The sequence below is a fragment of the Streptomyces sp. NBC_00539 genome (assembly GCF_036346105.1).
Lineage (GTDB): Bacteria > Actinomycetota > Actinomycetes > Streptomycetales > Streptomycetaceae > Streptomyces.
Genome location: NZ_CP107811.1, coordinates 5,443,181 through 5,458,653, shown reverse-complemented (window position 1 = coordinate 5,458,653; position 15,473 = coordinate 5,443,181). Strand labels below are relative to the sequence as shown.

The window sequence follows — 15,473 nt, the reverse complement described above, 5'->3', positions numbered from 1 at the left end:
CCACCATAGAGCAATTCGAATACCCGTGCGAAACACTTGTTCGATCATCCATTTCGCGGTCCGCCCGCCGGTTCCGCCCTCCGTTCGGCCCACCCCTGCTGCGCCCGGCCCCCGCTCCGCCGAGCGTGTGAGACATGACCCAGCCCACCACCGCCGCACCCGCGGGTTCCTCCGGCGGTTTCCTCGCCGAGATCAAGGACGCCGTCAGCACCCGGGCCTTCCTGCTGGTCCTCGGGGTACTGGCGCTCCAGCTCGCCTTCATCACCTCCTACATCGGGGCCTTCCACCACCCCCAACCGAGCCGGATCCCCCTCGTGGTGACCGCACCCGCCGAAGCCGTCGCCACGCGCTCCGCCCAGAGCCTCGGCGCCCTGCCCGGCGACCCGCTCGACACCCGCACCGTCCCCGACGAGGCGGCGGCGCGAGCACGGATCCAGGACCGGAGCGTGGCCGGGGCACTGCTCATCGAGCCGGCCGGCAAGACCGACCGGCTGCTGGTCGCGAGCGGCGCCGGGGCCTCGCTCTCCCAGGCGCTCGAAGCGATCGTGACCCGCGCCGAGACGGCGCAGGGGCGCAGCGTGCGGATCGTCGACGTGGCCCCGGCCGCCGCCGGGGACGCCCGCGGCCTGAGCTCCTTCTACCTGGTCGTCGGCTGGTGCGTCGGCGGCTACCTGTGCGCCGCGATCCTCGCGATCAGCGCCGGCGCACGGCCCGCGAACTCCGCCCGCGCCGTCATCCGGCTCGGCGCGCTGCTGCTGTACGCGATCGCCGCCGGGCTGCTCGGCACGGTCATCGCGGGGCCGGTCCTGGGCGCGCTGCCCGGCAACGTCATGGCCCTGTGGGGGCTGGGCACGCTGGTCGTCTTCGCCGTCGGCGCGATCACGCTGGCGTTCCAGGGCGTGGCGGGGGTGGTCGGCATCGGGCTGGCGATCCTGCTGGTGGTGGTCCTCGGCAACCCGAGCGCGGGCGGCGCCTACCCGTATCCGCTGCTCCCGCCGTTCTGGAGGGCCATCGGGCCGGCCCTGCCGCCGGGCGCCGGTACGTACGCCGCCCGCTCGATCACGTACTTCCGGGGCAACGACGCGGGCCCGGCGATGCTGGTGCTGGCGGCCTGGGCGGTCCTCGGCGCGGCCGTCACCGTGGTCTGCGCGGTCTTCCACCGCGGCCGGGGCGGCCCTGCGGTGGGCAGCGGCACCCCGGACCCCGCCGCCGCCCGGACGCCGGGGCCGTGACCGGGGCGCCGCCGGGCCTCAGGCGACCGGCTCGCCGATGCCCAGCAGGTTCCCCTCGCTGTCGCGGAACCAGGCGCCGCGTTCGCCCCGGGCGCCCTTGCTCGGGTAGTTGCCCTCGATCTCGGCGATCCCGTCCCTCGTGCGGAGCCCCGGCACGTCGACCTCTTCGAACACCACTCCGCGCCCCTTGAGCTGCGCCACGGCCGTCTCCAGGTCGTCGACCTCCCACCCCATCTGGGTGAAGGTGCCGGGCGAGGACCCCGTCGACCGGAACACCGCGAACTCCGTACTGCCGCACCGGTACAGCAGCCCACCGGGCCGTTCGTCCACGGGCTCGAGGCCGAGCCGCTCGGAGTAGAAGCGCCGCGCACGGTCCAGGTCCGCGGCCGGCAGCCTGGTCGCCACGCGTCCCCGGGCCAGCACGTTCTCGTCGTCTGCGTTCATGTGCCCACTGTGCCGTGAGCGCCGCCCGCAGGGGCGCAGGCGCCAGGGTCGGGGACGGCGCCCCGGGCGCGCCGGGAAATTGCCACCGGGTGCGCTCTACCGCACCCCTGCGCCGAAGCGCACAATCACCCTGACTGCCCGCGTCGAACGTGAGGGGGGAGCGCGTGCGCGATCAGGTGCGCACCGCCGACGGCCGCGCTCTGATGGTGGAGCGCTGGGGGGATCCGGACGGCAAGCCCGTCTTCCTGCTCCACGGCACCCCGGGCAGCCGCCTGGGGCCGGCCCCGCGCGGCATGGTCCTCTACCAGCGGCGGGTACAGCTCATCGCCTACGACCGTCCCGGCTACGGCGGCTCCGACCGCCACCCGGGCCGCACCGTCGCCGATGTGGCCCAGGAGGTGGCCACGATCGCCGACGCCCTGGGCCTGGACAGCTTCGCCGTCGCCGGCCGTTCCGGCGGCGGGCCCGGTGCGCTGGCGTGCGCCGCCCTGCTGCCGGACCGGGTCACCCGCACGGCGGCGCTGGTCCCGCTCGCCCCCCGGGACGCGCAGGACCTCGACTGGTTCGACGGCATGGCCGCCTCGAACGTCGAGGAGTACACCAGGGCCTACGACGACCCCGAGGAGTTCGCCGCCCGGCTGATCCCGCGCGCCGAGGGGATCCGCAAGGACCCCCGCCGGCTGCTGGAGGAGCTGCGCAAGGAACTGACGGAGAACGACCGGATGATCGTCGCCGACGCGGGCCTGCGGGCGATGCTGCTGCGCAACTACCGGGAAGGGGTGCGCATTTCGGCTTACGGGTGGATCGACGACGCGATCGCGTTCAGCGGTCCGTGGGGCTTCGACCCCGCCGACATCCGCTGCCCGGTGCTGATCTGGCACGGCGAGTTGGACGTGTTCTCGCCCGTGGGCCACTCCCGCTGGCTGGCCCGCCGCATTCCGGGCGCCGCCGCCACCTTCGATCCGGCGGCCGCCCACTTCGCGGCCCTGCGCGCGCTGCCCGGCGTACTGACCTGGCTGCTGCGCGACCTGCCGGTGCCCCCGCTGGGCGAGCAGCTGCCCGCCTGAGCGGGGCCGGACACCGTTCAGCGACCGCCCTCGACCGGGTGCTCGGGCTCGTAGTTGGTCAGGACGCACCCCTCCACCTGGGCCCGTTCCAGCCGGTACCCGGTCGGGGCGGAGAAGCCGGGCGTGCAGTTCAGGTAGAGGAACTGCGACTGGTACAGGCCGAACCGGACGCTCGGGTCGTTGCTCTCGACCGCGATGCCGTCACCGACGAGCAGCAGACTGGCGGTGTGCTTGAGCTCGCCGTCGTCCTTGAGGTCGGCGAGCTGGGCGGCCTTGGCCTTGGTCTGCAGCCTCTTCATGTCGCCGACGGTGTCGAGCCAGTTGAGGTTGTGGGCGCGCTGGGCTCCCCCCGGCTCCCCGCACAGGGCCCGGCCGTCCACGCCCCAGTCGAGGGGGTTGCCGTCGACGACGGGCGCGTAGTCGATCGATCGGATCGCCACGGTGGCGGGGTCGGTGGAGAAGTGCGAGCAGTCCACGCTGTACTGCACCAGCTTCCTCAGCTCGGAGATGCTCCCGGCGTGCGCGAGCCCGAGACTGCCCTGGGCCGGCTGGCCCGGCTTCTCGCCGCCCGGGTCCTGCGGGGTCTCCAGGTTCGGACTGCCGGAGCCGTCCGAGCTGTTGACGAAGTCGCTGAGGACGCAGCCCTCGACCAGCGCCTTCTCCTTCTTGTAGCCCTTGGGTACGGCGAAGGTCGGATTGCAGGTCAAGATCCGCAGGCTGGACCGGGCGAGTGCGAGGGCCGACTTCGTCTGCGTCGGTGTGACCGCGTAGCCCTTGCCGATGAAGACCCGGCTGTTCAGGCCGTAGGCCCCGTCACCGCCCTTGATCGCGTCCATCACCTTCTGCTTGTAGCGCTCCTGGAACTCCTTCATGTCGGAGGCGACGTAGAAGACGATCTCGCCGTGCACGGGCCGGTCGCTGCACACCCCCCGCTGGGTCACGGACCACTGTCCGACGCGGGTGAACTCGGTCAACGGCAGCCGGGGGTCGTCCGGTTCGCCGCTGATGTCCTCGCAGGAGGTGAACTGCCGTACGTACTGCTGTGCATCGAGGAGCGAGCCGCCGGCGGACGGCCGCGCGGCGGACGGGGAGGGGCTCGCGCCCGCACGGCCGGCTGGCGGCGCAGGGTCGCCCTGGCAGGCGGCGAGTGCGGGGAGGGCGGTGAGGACGGCGGTAGCAGCGAGGGTCCGCTGGAGGCGCATGAGGGGTGCTTTCGGCCGAACGGCAGGTCAGGGGGGTGGCGTGAACATGCTAAACCCCGCCCGTCGGGCGCTCGGCACCCGTGGTGACCCGGCATCAGGGATAAAGGATCTTGCTGTACGGCAAACGGCCGATTACCGCACCCGGAGAATTGCCGGAGCCTTTCCATAGAACGCTTGACCAGGCGTCATGTCTCGGTTGCCAATAAGGTGTGGACGAGTAAAGTCCACGCTTGACACCAGCGGGACCGCTGGTGTCGCTCCCCTGCCCATTTCGCATGGCCTCCCCGAGGACGGTGTCGTGAACACTTCCGCAACCCCCGCGACCAGCACGGTCAAGACCCCCCTGGTCCCGCTCGACCGGATCGACGTCCACAGCACCTCGGCGGCCGAGGCGCTCGGACGCGTCCTGCCTTCGGAGAACGGCCGTCACGTTCAGGCACCGATCTTCAACTCCGCACTCTGACACCGGAGCCCGCGCTCTAGACTGGTGGAATGACCGGCCTGATCGCTTTTCGCGAGATCGTCCTCAAGGTTCACAGCAGATGCGATCTCGCTTGTGATCATTGCTATGTCTATGAACACGCTGATCAGAGCTGGCGAGCCCGGCCGAAAGTGATCTCCCCCGAGGTCATTTCGCACACCGCGTCGCGGCTCGCCGAACATGCCCGTGACCATGCACTCCCCTCCGTCACGGTGATTCTCCACGGAGGGGAACCCCTGTTGGCGGGCACCGCCCGACTACGCCTCGTGTGCGAGGAGTTCACCCGCGCACTCGCCGGGACCGCCGACCTCGACCTGCGGATCCACACCAACGGGCTCCAGCTCAGCCGCCGTTACCTCGACCTCTTCGCCGAGTTCGGCGTCCGCGTGGGCATCTCGCTCGACGGGGACCGGGCCGCGAACGACCGCCACCGCCGCTTCGCCGACGGGCGCACCAGCCACCCCCTGGTCCTGGCCGCCGTCGCACTGCTCCGTTCGGCGCCCTACCGCCACCTCTACCAGGGCCTGCTCTGCACCGTGGACGTCGCCAACGACCCCGTCGCCGTGCTGGACGCCCTCGTCGAGCTGCGCCCGCCCCGGGTGGACTTCCTGCTCCCCCACGCCACCTGGGAGGCCCCGCCGGTCCGCCCCGACGGCGCCCCCGACGCGTACGCGCGCTGGCTGCTGCGGGTCTTCGACCACTGGGAGCGGCTCGGGCGGCCCGTCTCCGTACGGCTCTTCGAGTCCCTGCTGTCCACCCTGCGCGGAGGGCCGAGCCTGACCGAGTCCCTGGGGCTCGCGCCGACCGACCTCGTCGTCGTGGAGACGGACGGGACCCTGGAGCAGGTCGACTCCCTCAAGAGCGCCTACGAGGGCGCCGCAGCCACCGGTTTCGACGTCTTCGCCCACTCCTTCGACGAGGTGGCGGCCCACCCCGGGGTGCGGGCCCGGCAGCTGGGTCTGGACGGTGTCAGTGACACGTGCCGCCGCTGCCCCGTCGTACGTTCGTGCGGCGGCGGTCTCTACACCCACCGCTACCGGGCAGACCCGGACGGCGGGGGCGGCTTCGACCACCCTTCGGTGTACTGCACGGACCTGCGCGAGCTGGTGGACGGGGTCGAGGGCCGCACCGCGTCCCGGCAGACGGCGCCGGAGCTCACCGACCCGGCCGAACTGGCCCGCTCCCAGGAGCAGCTGACCCGGGTCCTGCTCGCCCGGCTGAACGCCGACCGTACGGGTGATCCCGAATGGGCGCGGGCCTGGGAGCTGCTGGCCCGCGTGGAGCGGGCCGGGGACGCCGGCGCGCACGCCCTGGAGGCCGTACTGGACCACCCGTTCACCCGCACCTGGGTCCTGGAGGCCCTGGACGCCGGGCGGGACGGGCGCCCCTCCGGCCCCGGCGCCCCCGAGACGGCGCGCAGGCTGGCCGCGCTGGCCGCCGCCGCCGTGCTGCGCGGCGGGCTCGACCTGCCGGCCGAGGTCCCCTACCGGGACGGTGAGGTGTACCTCCCGACCCTGGGGCTGCTGCGCCTGGGCCGGCCGGGCACGCGGGGCCGGGCCGCACTGCGGTCCACCGGTACGGGGTACGCGGTCCGCGACGGCCGCGCCGAGCACCGCTTCGGTCCGGCGGCGGGGGACGCGCGCTGGCTGCCCGTACGGAGCTGGTCGCCGCCCGGGCAGGACACCGCCCCGGTGGCGCTGGAGGACCTCGACCCGCACCGCAACTGCTTCGCCCGCCCGCCGAGGCTCCGGCTGGGGGCCGGGGAGGCCGGGCAGTGGCGGGTCCGCCTCGACGCGGCCTGGACGCTGCTGCACACCGCCGTCCCGGAGTTCGCCCGGGCGGCCGCGGCCGGGCTGACGACGCTGACCCCGCTCGCGGGCGGTCCGCGGGCGCACGGCTGGGGCGAGGCGGGGCGGCACGGCCCCGGGGCGCTCGGCGTCCCGTACGGCGCCGGGGTCCGCGAGACGGCCCTCGCACTGCTGACCGGGCGGCGCCGGGCCCGGCTGCGGGCACTGACCGAGGTGGCCGACCTGTACGCGCTCGACGGGCAGTGGCAGCACCCCTCGCCGTGGCGCGAGCGCCCGGTCCCGGTGTCCCGGCTGCTGGCCGACGTGCACGAGCGGGTGGCGGTGGAGGCGTACCGGCGGGCGACGGCGGCCCCCGAACCGGGGGCGGCGGACCGGATCCAGCGGGCCCTGGACCGGCTGGCGGGTGCGGCCGAGCTGACCAGCACCGGCAAGCGGCTGGTGGAGGAGCTGCGCTGGGAGTCGAAGGCGGTCGACGCGTGACGTCCCCCCGGGCTCCGGGTGCGCTCGCCCTGGCCGGGGAGTTACGCCGGATCGGGGTGCGCCCGGGGACCCGGCTGCTGGTGCACGCCGCGCTCCGCGGCACCGGTCTGCGGGCCGAGCCGCTGCGCGATGCCCTGACGGACGTGCTGGGGCCGCACGGCACCTTGGTGGTCCCCGCGTTCACCTCGGAGAACTCCCGCACCTCCGCGGCGCACCTGGAGCGGATCGCGGGCCTCTCGGAGCCGCAGGTGCGCAGGTTCCGGGCGCGGATGCCCGCGTTCGACCCGCGGCTGACCCCGAGCCAGGGCGTGGGGCGTTTCGCCGAGACCGTCCGTACCTCCCCGGGCGCCGCGCGCAGCACCCATCCGCAGACCTCCTTCGCGGCGCTGGGAAAGGACGCCCGGCGGCTCTGCGCCGGTCACCGCCTCGAATGCCACCTGGGCGAGGAGTCACCCCTGGGGAGAATGTGCGGGGAGGGCGGCCAGGTACTCATGATCAATGTGGGCTTTTCCTCCTGCACCGCTTTCCATCTGGCGGAGTACCGAATTCCCGAGCCCCCCTTGCGCATGTACGACTGTGTGGTGAAGGTGAACCTTCCGGGGGGACGGCGGGGGGAGGGGTGGACGACGTACGAGGACGTCGCGCTGGACGACAGTGATTTCGCACAGATCGGCGACGCGTTCCCGGATTCGCGGTTGCGCAGGGGCCGGCTGGGCGGGGCTGGGGCCGTGCTCTTCTCGATTCCCGATGCCGTTGGTCACGCACTCGACTGGATGACCGAAAACAGACGCTGATTGACTGAACGATGAGGGGATGTGGCGAAGCAGCTCCGGAATGATGTTTCTTCGCTCGCATCTTCGGGACGGGGGTCGTGTGCCCGCATCAGTGCAGCCGTACTTCTTTCTCAGTTATGCGCATACGCCGAGATTCGGGGCCGGGGGGCCCGACCCCGACATGTGGGTCGAGCGGCTCTTCCGTGATCTCTGCAACCACGTCATGGCGCTGACGGACCTGCCCGCCGGTTCGGAGGCCGGCTTCATGGACCGCGAGATACGCAGCGGCGAGGGCTGGTCGGAACGGCTCGCGGCGGCGCTCGCCACCTGCCGGGTCTTCGTCCCCCTGTTCTCGCCGCGCTACTTCGCCAGTGAGATGTGCGGGAAGGAGTGGTTCGCCTTCGCGCAGCGCGCCATCCAGCACGGCGCGCGCCACAACGAGCCGCCGCCCGAGGCCATCGTGCCGGCCCTGTGGGTCCCGGTGCCGGCCACCCACATGCCGGGCCCCGCCTCCCGGTTGCAGTTCAACCACAACACCTTCGGCGAGCGCTACGTCACCGACGGCCTGTACGGGCTGATCAAACTCCGCAGCTACGCCGAGCAGTACGAGGCGGCCGTGTACGAACTCGCCAAACGGATCGTGCACGTCGCCGAGACCGTACGCATCGACCCGATCAAGCCGCTGGACTACCGGGTGGTGCCGAGCGCCTTCGGCAGCAACGGCGGCAACCCCGCCCGCACCCTGCACATCACGGTGGCGGCCGCCTCCCGGCACGACCTCCCGGAGGGCCGCAGTCCCGAGTACTACGGGGACAACGCCCTGGAATGGAACCCTTACCACCCGGTGGCGCAGCGGCCCATCGCGTACGTGGCCGAGGACGTGATCCGCAACCTCAACTACCAGACCAGCCTCGGCTCGTTCGACGACGAGGCGGGGCACTTCGACAGCAAGCAGCCGCCGACGCGTCCGGAGATCCTGATCGTCGACCGCTGGGCGGTGGAGGACGAGCAGCGCCGCCAGCGGCTGGCCGCCTTCGACCAGGAACACCGGCCGTGGATCAACGTGGTCGTGCCCTGGAACCGGTACGACCACCAGGGCCGGGCCAAGGAGAGCGAGCTCGCGGACCGGCTGGAGGGGACGATGCCCGTCAAGATGAGCCAGGGCCGGGCCGCCTGCCGGGCCGCCGCGAACGGCGTGGCCAACATGGAGATGCTCGGGCAGATCCTGCCCCAGGTGGTCGAAGCCGCCGCCCAGCAGTTCCTCAGACACGCCCAGGTGTACCCGCCGGCAGGCGGCACGCACACCGAACGGCCGCGGCTGGTCGGGCCGATGGGGATGGATGAGCCGCCCCCGCCACTGCCGCCGCGCGCCCCCTTCCCACCCGACACCGAAGCGGGCGGTGGTCCGCCGCGCGGGACCGACACCAACGACGTCAGCGACACAGAGCGGGGGGACACGGATGACAGCCGGTCGTGACAGCCATGGCGGACGCATCGTCACCTTCTATTCCTACAAGGGCGGTACGGGCCGCACCATGGCGCTCGCGAACACCGCCTGGATCCTGGCGGCCAACGGCAAGCGGGTGCTGGCCGTGGACTGGGACCTGGAGGCGCCGGGTCTGCACCGCTTCTTCCACCCCTTCCTGGACCCCTCCACCCTCGGGGCCACCACCGGGGTCATCGACCTGATCAGCGAGTACGCCTGGGCCGCGACCAGCCCGGTGCAGCGCGCCGACGACTGGCACAAGGACTACGCGCGGATACAGCCGCACGCGGTCTCCCTCACCCCGGAGACGCTGGGCTGGGAGTTCCCCGACGGGGGCACGCTCGACTTCGTCTCGGCGGGCCGGCAGAACCGCGAGTACTCGGCGACGGTGTCCACCTTCGACTGGGACAACTTCTACGACCGCCTCGGCGGCGGCCTCTTCTTCGACGCGCTGCGCGCCGACATGAAGAAGAACTACGACTACGTGCTGATCGACAGCCGCACCGGCCTGTCCGACATCGCCGACATCTGTACCGTGCACCTGCCGGACGTCCTGGTCGACTGCTTCACCCTGTCCGACCAGTCCATCGACGGCGCCGCCTCCGTGGCCCGGCAGATCGACGAGCGGTTCAACGACCGCGGCATCAAGATCTACCCCGTGCCGATGCGCATCGACGAGGGCGAGAAGGAGAAGGCCGACGCCGGGCGGGCACTGGCCCGGATCAAGTTCGACCGTTTCCCGGGCGGCCTCGTCGGGGACGACCTGACGTCGTACTGGGGCGCGGTGGAGATCCCGTACCGGCCCTACTACGCCTACGAGGAGACCCTGGCCACCTTCGGCGACGAGGCCGGGCTCACCAACTCCCTGCTCTCGGCGTTCGAGCGGCTCACCGCCGTGGTCACCGAGGGCGAGATCACCTCCATGCCGGCCATCGCCGAGGACGTCCGGATGCGGATCCGGGACGCCTTCACCCGGCGCCGCCCGGCCCTTCCGGCCGACCTGTTCCTCTGCTACGTCGCGGAGAACCGGATGTGGGCCGACTGGATCGAGTCGGTGCTCACCCGGGCCGGCTTCCGCGTGGTGCCCAAGGACGTCTCGGCGGAAGTGGCCCCCGCCCCGTCGCCCGGGGACACCCTCGGCGGATCGGGCATCAGCGTCGACGGCGCCGCCCGTACGGTCGTGCTGCTCTCCACCGCCTTCCTCAAGTCCGGCCGCGCCGTCGACGTGTGGAACCGGGCCGCCGCCGAGGACCCGACGGGGGGCCGGCGCCAGCTGGTGCCGCTGCGGGTGGGCGACGTACGGCTCGCGACCCCCTACATCGACCGCAATCCGGTGGACCTCTTCCGCCTGGACGAGGTGCACGCCACCACGGCCCTGCTGCGTGCGGTGGAGCGGCCCATGGCCCTGAACGACACGGTCAACAGTGCCTCCCAGCCGGGCCCCCGCTTCCCGGGGACCGTGCCCAAGATCTGGAACGCGCCGCCCCGCAACACCGGTTTCACCGGGCGCAGCATCGTGCTGGAGCGGATGCGCAACCAGCTCGGCGGCGGCATGGCGGTGGTGCTCCCGCAGCCGCAGACCCTGTACGGGCTCGGCGGTGTCGGCAAGACGCAGGTGGCCCTGGAGTACGTCCACCGGTTCATGGCGGACTACGACCTGGTCTGGTGGATCTCCTCGGAGCAGACCGACGACGTGGTCGCGGCCCTCGCGGAGCTGGCCGTACGGCTGGGCGCCCAGGCCGGCGAGGACATGGCCGCCGCGTCCCAGGAGGCGATCGACCTGCTGCGGCGGGGCGTGCCCACCTCGCGCTGGCTGCTGGTCTTCGACAACGCGGACGACCCCGAGACGCTCAAGCGGTTCTTCCCGCCGGGCGGACCGGGGCACGTCCTGGTCACCTCCCGCAACCAGTCCTGGTCGCAGTACGGCGACGCGCTGCCGGTGGACGTGTTCCTGCGCGAGGAGTCCATCGAGCACCTCCAGCGGCGGGCTCCCGGCCTCTCGCACGAGGACGCCGAGCAGGTGGCCGTGGCGGTGGGCGACCTGCCGCTGGCCGTCGAGCAGGCGGGTGCCTGGATCGCGGAGACCGCCACGCCCGTGTCCGCGTACCTGGAACAGCTGGCGCAGCAGGCCGCCAGCGTACTGGGGCTGAACCAGCCGGCCGGCTATCCGGAGCCCGTCGCCGCGACCTGGAACGTGTCCATCGAGCGGCTCCAGTCCCGCTCCCCGGCCGCCGTGCGGCTGTTGCAGCTGTGCGCCTTCTTCGCGCCGGAGCCGATATCCGCGAACCTCCTCTACAGCAAGGAGATGATCAACGCCCTCAAGCCGTACGACTCCTCGCTCCAGGAGAAGCTGATGCTGGGCCGGGTGATCAGGGAGATCGGCCGGTTCGCGATGGCCAAGGTCGACCAGGTCGGCAACAGCATCCAGGTGCACCGCCTCGTCCAGGCCGTGATCCGCGCGCAGTTGTCGGAAGAGGAGCAGCGCGAGGCCCGGCACGCCGTGCACCGGATCCTGGCGGGTGCCCGGCCCGATGACGACGAGCCCATAGACAACCCGGCCACCTGGCCCCGCTTCAACACCATCTGGCCGCACCTGACGCCCTCCGAGGCCCGGTTCTGCAAGGAGCCGGAGACCCGCCGGCTGCTGATCGACCGGGTGCGCTACCTGTGGAAGCGCGGCGACTTCAAGGCCGCGTACCAGCTCGGCGAGGAGCTGCGCGAGGTGTGGAAGGAGATGCTGGGCGACAGCGACCTGCAGTACCTCTACCTGCGGTTCCACCTGTCGAACATCCTGCGCTCCCAGGGCCGGTTCGTGGAGGCGAAGGAGCTGGACGAAGTCACCCTGGAACGGCAGCGGACCGCGCTCGGTCCCTCGCATCCGCACACGTACATGACCACCAGCGGCCTGGCGATGGACCTGGGGGCGCTCGGCCGCTACGGCGAGGCGATGGAGCTGGCGACGGCCGCGCACGAGGGCTTCGGGCAGATATTCCACGAGGCGCACCCGCGCACCCTGGCCGCCGCGAACAACCTGGCGCTGAACCTGCGCATGGTCGGGCAGTACTCCCGGGCCCGGGAGATCGACCAGGAGGTGTTCGACCGGCGCACCGAGGTACTGGGCCCGGACCACCCGTACACCCTGTCCTCGGCGCAGAACCTGGCCCGGGACCTGCGCGAGGTGGGCCGGTACGACGATTCGGTGCAGTTGCTGGGCCGGACGTACGACATCTACAAGCGGACGCTCGGCCGGGCCTTCCCGGGCACCCTGTCCGCGGCGAAGAACCTGGCGGTGTCGCTGCGCAGGGCGGGCGACCTGGAGGACGCGCTGCGGCTGACGACGGCGACCCGCAACCGCTACCGCGCCAAGTACACCTCGGTCAACCCGGACCTGCTGGCCTGTGAACTGAACCTGGCGGCCGACCTGTTCGCGACGGGGGACGCGGGCGCGGCGCGGGACCTGGCGCAGGAGGTGGTGGACGAGTACGTGAAGGTGCCGGGCGAGCGGCACCCGTACACCCTGGCCGCCGTCAACAACCTGGCGGTCTTCCACTGGGGCACGGGCTCCGCGGACACGGCGGAGCCGATGCTGCGCCAGACGATCCGGCACATGCGCGAGGTGCTGGGCGACAACCACCCGCACACCATCTTCGGCAACCTGAACCTGGCCAACGCCCTCGCCGACCTCGGGGACCCGGAGGGCGCGTTGGAGCTGGAGCGGCTGGTGGTGCTGCGGCTGCGCGAGGCGCTCGGGACGCACCACCCGGAGACCCTGGCGGCCGCGTCGAACATGGCGGTGAGCCTGGACATGATGGGCCGCAAGGAGGAAGCGGCCCGGGTACGGACGGAGACGGTGGCCGAGCTGACGCGCCTGCTCGGCGAGGACCACGGTCTGACCCGTTACGCCCGCGACGAGCGCCGGGTCCACCGCGACCTGGAGCCGCTCGCCGTGTGATCGGACGGAGGGCGGCCCCCGCACGGGCCGCCTCCCGCCCCTACAGCAGACCTGGGGGGTCGCCGTGAGCGACAGCATGACTTTCCGGAACGAGGACCTGCCGGCCCTCTTCCACCACACCGATCAGGCGGCGATCTCCCGGCAGCGGGAGTCCACCCGGGCCACGCGCAGGCAGCTGGTGCTGCTGGTCACGGCCGCGGCGGCCGCCGCGCTGCCGTCCGGGCCCGCCGCGGGCTCGCTGCACCTGTTCGGCGCGCTGAGCGCGCTGGCCTACGCCGGGGTGCTGGCGGTGGGCGTACGGGCGACCCGGCGCCGGGCCCGGCCGCAGTGGCAGCTCAACCGGAGCGCCGCGGAGTTCATCAAGTCCCTGGCCTGGCGGTACGCGGTGCACGGGGCGCCGTTCGGCAGTGACGTCGGCGCCCCGGAGGCGACGTACCGGACCCGGCTGGAGGCCGGGCTGGACGAGCTGCGCAAGATGGGCTGGGAGGATCCCCGGGCCGCGGGCCTGCTGCCGGAGGGCGGGGAGATCACCGGGGCGATGCAGCGGCTGCGCGGGCTGGGGTACCAGGTGCGCAGGGAGACCTACGTACGGGACCGGCTGATCGAGCAGCGCAACTGGTACCAGCGCAAGACGGAGGTGTCCCGGCGGGCGACGGCGCTGTGGTCGTGGACGATCGTGCTGCTGACGTGCCTGGCGCTGCTGTTCGCACTGTTCGGCGCGTTCGGTTCGGGGCCGGGCCCGTCGCTGACGGCGCTGCTGAGTGCGGCCGCGGCGGCGGCGATCGCCTGGAACGAGGTCCGGCGCCACCATCCGCTGATCGAGGCGCACACACTGATCGAGCAGGACCTGTCGGCGATGATGGTGGTGATGCAGACGACGATCACCGAGTCGCAGTGGCCGTCCGCCGTGTACGAGACGGAGCGGTACGTCTCTCCTCAGCACACGGACTGGCTGGCGCGGCACAGCAGTTGATCCCGGTCGCGGGCGGGGCGTGGCTCACTGGCGGGTCACGCCCTCGCGCCAGATGACGGTGACGGGTTTGCCGAGCGCCCGCGCGTAGGCCACGATCTCGGCGGTGCCGCCGTGCCCGCGGGCCGGCAGACCGTCCCAGACGGCGACCAGGCGGTCGCAGGATTCGGCGATGTAGGTTCCGGCGGCGTAGTACGCCTCGTCGGTGGAGCGGGCGAAGCCCATCCGTACTTCCTGGGCGGCCCGGTGCCTGAGCTGCCGGTAGCGGGCCAGGGCTCGGGCGTCCGCGAAGTCGCCCTCGTAGTCCTCGCTGGGGATCACCACGGTGAGGTCGGCGCCGCATTCCAGGGCGATGCCGGCGAAGAGCTGGTCCGCGCCCTCCGCGAGGCTGGAGAGCACCTCCAACGGCCCCTGTCCGCCGCACAGTACGCCCCGCAGGCTCTGCCTGACGTGGGCGAGCGCCTCGACGGGAATCGACCGGTGTCCGGTCACCCCGATGCGTTTCATACGAAAGACCTGCCTCCCCCCGGGGACACGGACGCCCTGGACATCCTCCCAGAAGGCGGGAGGACGTCCAGGGGTACCGGGGCGGGTGGCTCAGTACACGCTGACGCCGTAGGCGTTGAGGGCTTCGACGACGGGCTGGAAGAAGGTGGTCCCGCCCGAGGAGCAGTTGCCGCTGCCGCCGGAGGTGAGGCCGACCGCGCGGGTTCCGGAGTACAGCGGGCCGCCGCTGTCGCCGGGCTCCGCGCAGACGTTGGTCTTGATCATGCCGTAGACGATGTCGCCGTTGCCGTAGTTGACGGTGGCGTTGAGGCCGGTCACCGTGCCGCCGTGGATGCCGGTGGTGGAGCCGCGGCGGGTGACGGACATGCCGGTGGTGGCGTTGACGGCGCTGGTGATGTCCTGGCTGCCGACGGTGCCGGGCGGCACCGGCGAGTTGCTGGCGTATTTGATCAGGCCGTAGTCATTGGTGGGGAAACTCGAACCGACGGTGGTTCCGATGGTGGTGGTGTGGGAGGTGCTGGTCCACCAGGTGCCGGCGCCGTCGGTGCAGTGCCCGGCGGTGAGGATGTAGTAGTTGCTCCCGCTCCTGACGTTGAAGCCGAGCGAGCAGCGCCAGCTCGACGCGTAGATGGCGTCGCCGCCGGAGAGCAGCTTGCGCAGTTTGCCGGAGGTGCGCTCGATCCTCAGGGCCGCCGCGTCGGCCCCGGCCTCGCGTCGGATCCTGGCGATGTCGGCGGCCGTGACGGTGGAGTCGGCGGTGACCACCAGGGTCCCGGTGGCGGGGTCGGTGTTCCAGGCGGTGCCGGCGACGTCGGCACGCAGGACCGAGGCTTCGGCCGAGGCCAGCCGGGCGGCGCTGAAGCCGCTGTCCTTGGTGTCCGCGCTGGCGGCGGTGGGCAGCGCGAGCGCGGCGACGGCAGCCGCGCCGACGGCGGCCGCGAGCAGCCTGGTACGGGTGATCTTGGTCCTCACTTCGTCCTCCCGGTAAGGGATCGGGGCCCGGCCGCTGTGGGGGTGCCGGTGCCTGTGAGGGACGGCCGGGGGCACGGGAAACGCCTTCGCGTTCGCCGT

General features: G+C 72.2%; 12 protein-coding genes. 8 read left to right on the top strand and 4 right to left on the bottom strand.

All coding sequences use genetic code 11. The features are described from left to right. Positions 1 to 134 precede the first annotated feature (134 nt). Positions 135 to 1,232 carry a DUF3533 domain-containing protein gene (locus OG861_RS24480; RefSeq protein ID WP_329194010.1) on the top strand — a complete coding sequence of 366 codons (1,098 nt, stop codon included), beginning with the start codon at positions 135 to 137 and terminating at the stop codon, positions 1,230 to 1,232. Between the two features lie 18 nt (positions 1,233 to 1,250). Here the strand turns inward: OG861_RS24480 and OG861_RS24475 are convergent, their stop codons facing one another. Then, the gene (locus OG861_RS24475; RefSeq protein ID WP_329194012.1) at positions 1,251 to 1,676 is read right to left on the bottom strand and encodes a VOC family protein; all 426 of its coding nucleotides are present in this window, start codon (positions 1,674 to 1,676) and stop codon (positions 1,251 to 1,253) included. Between the two features lie 164 nt (positions 1,677 to 1,840). Between OG861_RS24475 and OG861_RS24470 the strand changes: the two genes are divergently transcribed. After that, positions 1,841 to 2,743 carry an alpha/beta fold hydrolase gene (locus OG861_RS24470; protein ID WP_329194014.1) on the top strand — a complete coding sequence of 301 codons (903 nt, stop codon included), beginning with the start codon at positions 1,841 to 1,843 and terminating at the stop codon, positions 2,741 to 2,743. Between the two features lie 17 nt (positions 2,744 to 2,760). Here OG861_RS24470 and OG861_RS24465 read toward each other — a convergent pair whose 3' ends face one another. Beyond that, complete coding sequence (locus tag OG861_RS24465; protein ID WP_329194016.1) at positions 2,761 to 3,945, bottom strand: hypothetical protein; 1,185 nt, start codon at positions 3,943 to 3,945, stop codon at positions 2,761 to 2,763. 298 nt (positions 3,946 to 4,243) lie between these two features. Between OG861_RS24465 and fxsA the strand changes: the two genes are divergently transcribed. From fxsA to OG861_RS24435, 6 genes are all read left to right on the top strand, one after another. Further along, positions 4,244 to 4,408 carry an FxSxx-COOH cyclophane-containing RiPP peptide gene (fxsA, locus tag OG861_RS24460; RefSeq protein WP_329194018.1) on the top strand — a complete coding sequence of 55 codons (165 nt, stop codon included), beginning with the start codon at positions 4,244 to 4,246 and terminating at the stop codon, positions 4,406 to 4,408. A 29-nt stretch (positions 4,409 to 4,437) separates the two neighbouring features. Continuing rightward, positions 4,438 to 6,714: a radical SAM/SPASM protein FxsBH, inactivated beta-hydroxylase extension form gene (gene fxsBH / locus OG861_RS24455; protein ID WP_329194019.1), complete on the top strand. Its 2,277-nt coding sequence runs from the start codon at positions 4,438 to 4,440 to the stop codon at positions 6,712 to 6,714. Then, positions 6,711 to 7,508 (top strand): aminoglycoside N(3)-acetyltransferase, encoded by a 798-nt coding sequence (locus tag OG861_RS24450; protein ID WP_329194020.1) that lies wholly within the window; start codon positions 6,711 to 6,713, stop codon positions 7,506 to 7,508. The genes fxsBH and OG861_RS24450 overlap by 4 nt, the downstream gene beginning before the upstream one ends. Before the next feature lie 43 nt (positions 7,509 to 7,551). Continuing rightward, positions 7,552 to 8,964 (top strand): TIR-like protein FxsC, encoded by a 1,413-nt coding sequence (locus tag OG861_RS24445; RefSeq protein ID WP_329202075.1) that lies wholly within the window; start codon positions 7,552 to 7,554, stop codon positions 8,962 to 8,964. Then, the gene (gene fxsT, locus OG861_RS24440; RefSeq protein ID WP_329194021.1) at positions 8,948 to 12,925 is read left to right on the top strand and encodes an FxSxx-COOH system tetratricopeptide repeat protein; all 3,978 of its coding nucleotides are present in this window, start codon (positions 8,948 to 8,950) and stop codon (positions 12,923 to 12,925) included. Before OG861_RS24445 ends, fxsT begins: the two co-directional genes overlap by 17 nt. Before the next feature lie 76 nt (positions 12,926 to 13,001). Beyond that, positions 13,002 to 13,898, top strand: a complete 897-nt coding sequence (locus tag OG861_RS24435; protein WP_329194023.1) for a DUF4231 domain-containing protein — start codon at positions 13,002 to 13,004, stop codon at positions 13,896 to 13,898. Positions 13,899 to 13,922: 24 nt separating this feature from the next. Here OG861_RS24435 and OG861_RS24430 read toward each other — a convergent pair whose 3' ends face one another. Then, complete coding sequence (locus OG861_RS24430; RefSeq protein WP_329194024.1) at positions 13,923 to 14,402, bottom strand: hypothetical protein; 480 nt, start codon at positions 14,400 to 14,402, stop codon at positions 13,923 to 13,925. A 90-nt stretch (positions 14,403 to 14,492) separates the two neighbouring features. Beyond that, positions 14,493 to 15,374 (bottom strand): S1 family peptidase, encoded by an 882-nt coding sequence (locus OG861_RS24425; RefSeq protein ID WP_329194026.1) that lies wholly within the window; start codon positions 15,372 to 15,374, stop codon positions 14,493 to 14,495. Positions 15,375 to 15,473 lie beyond the last annotated feature (99 nt).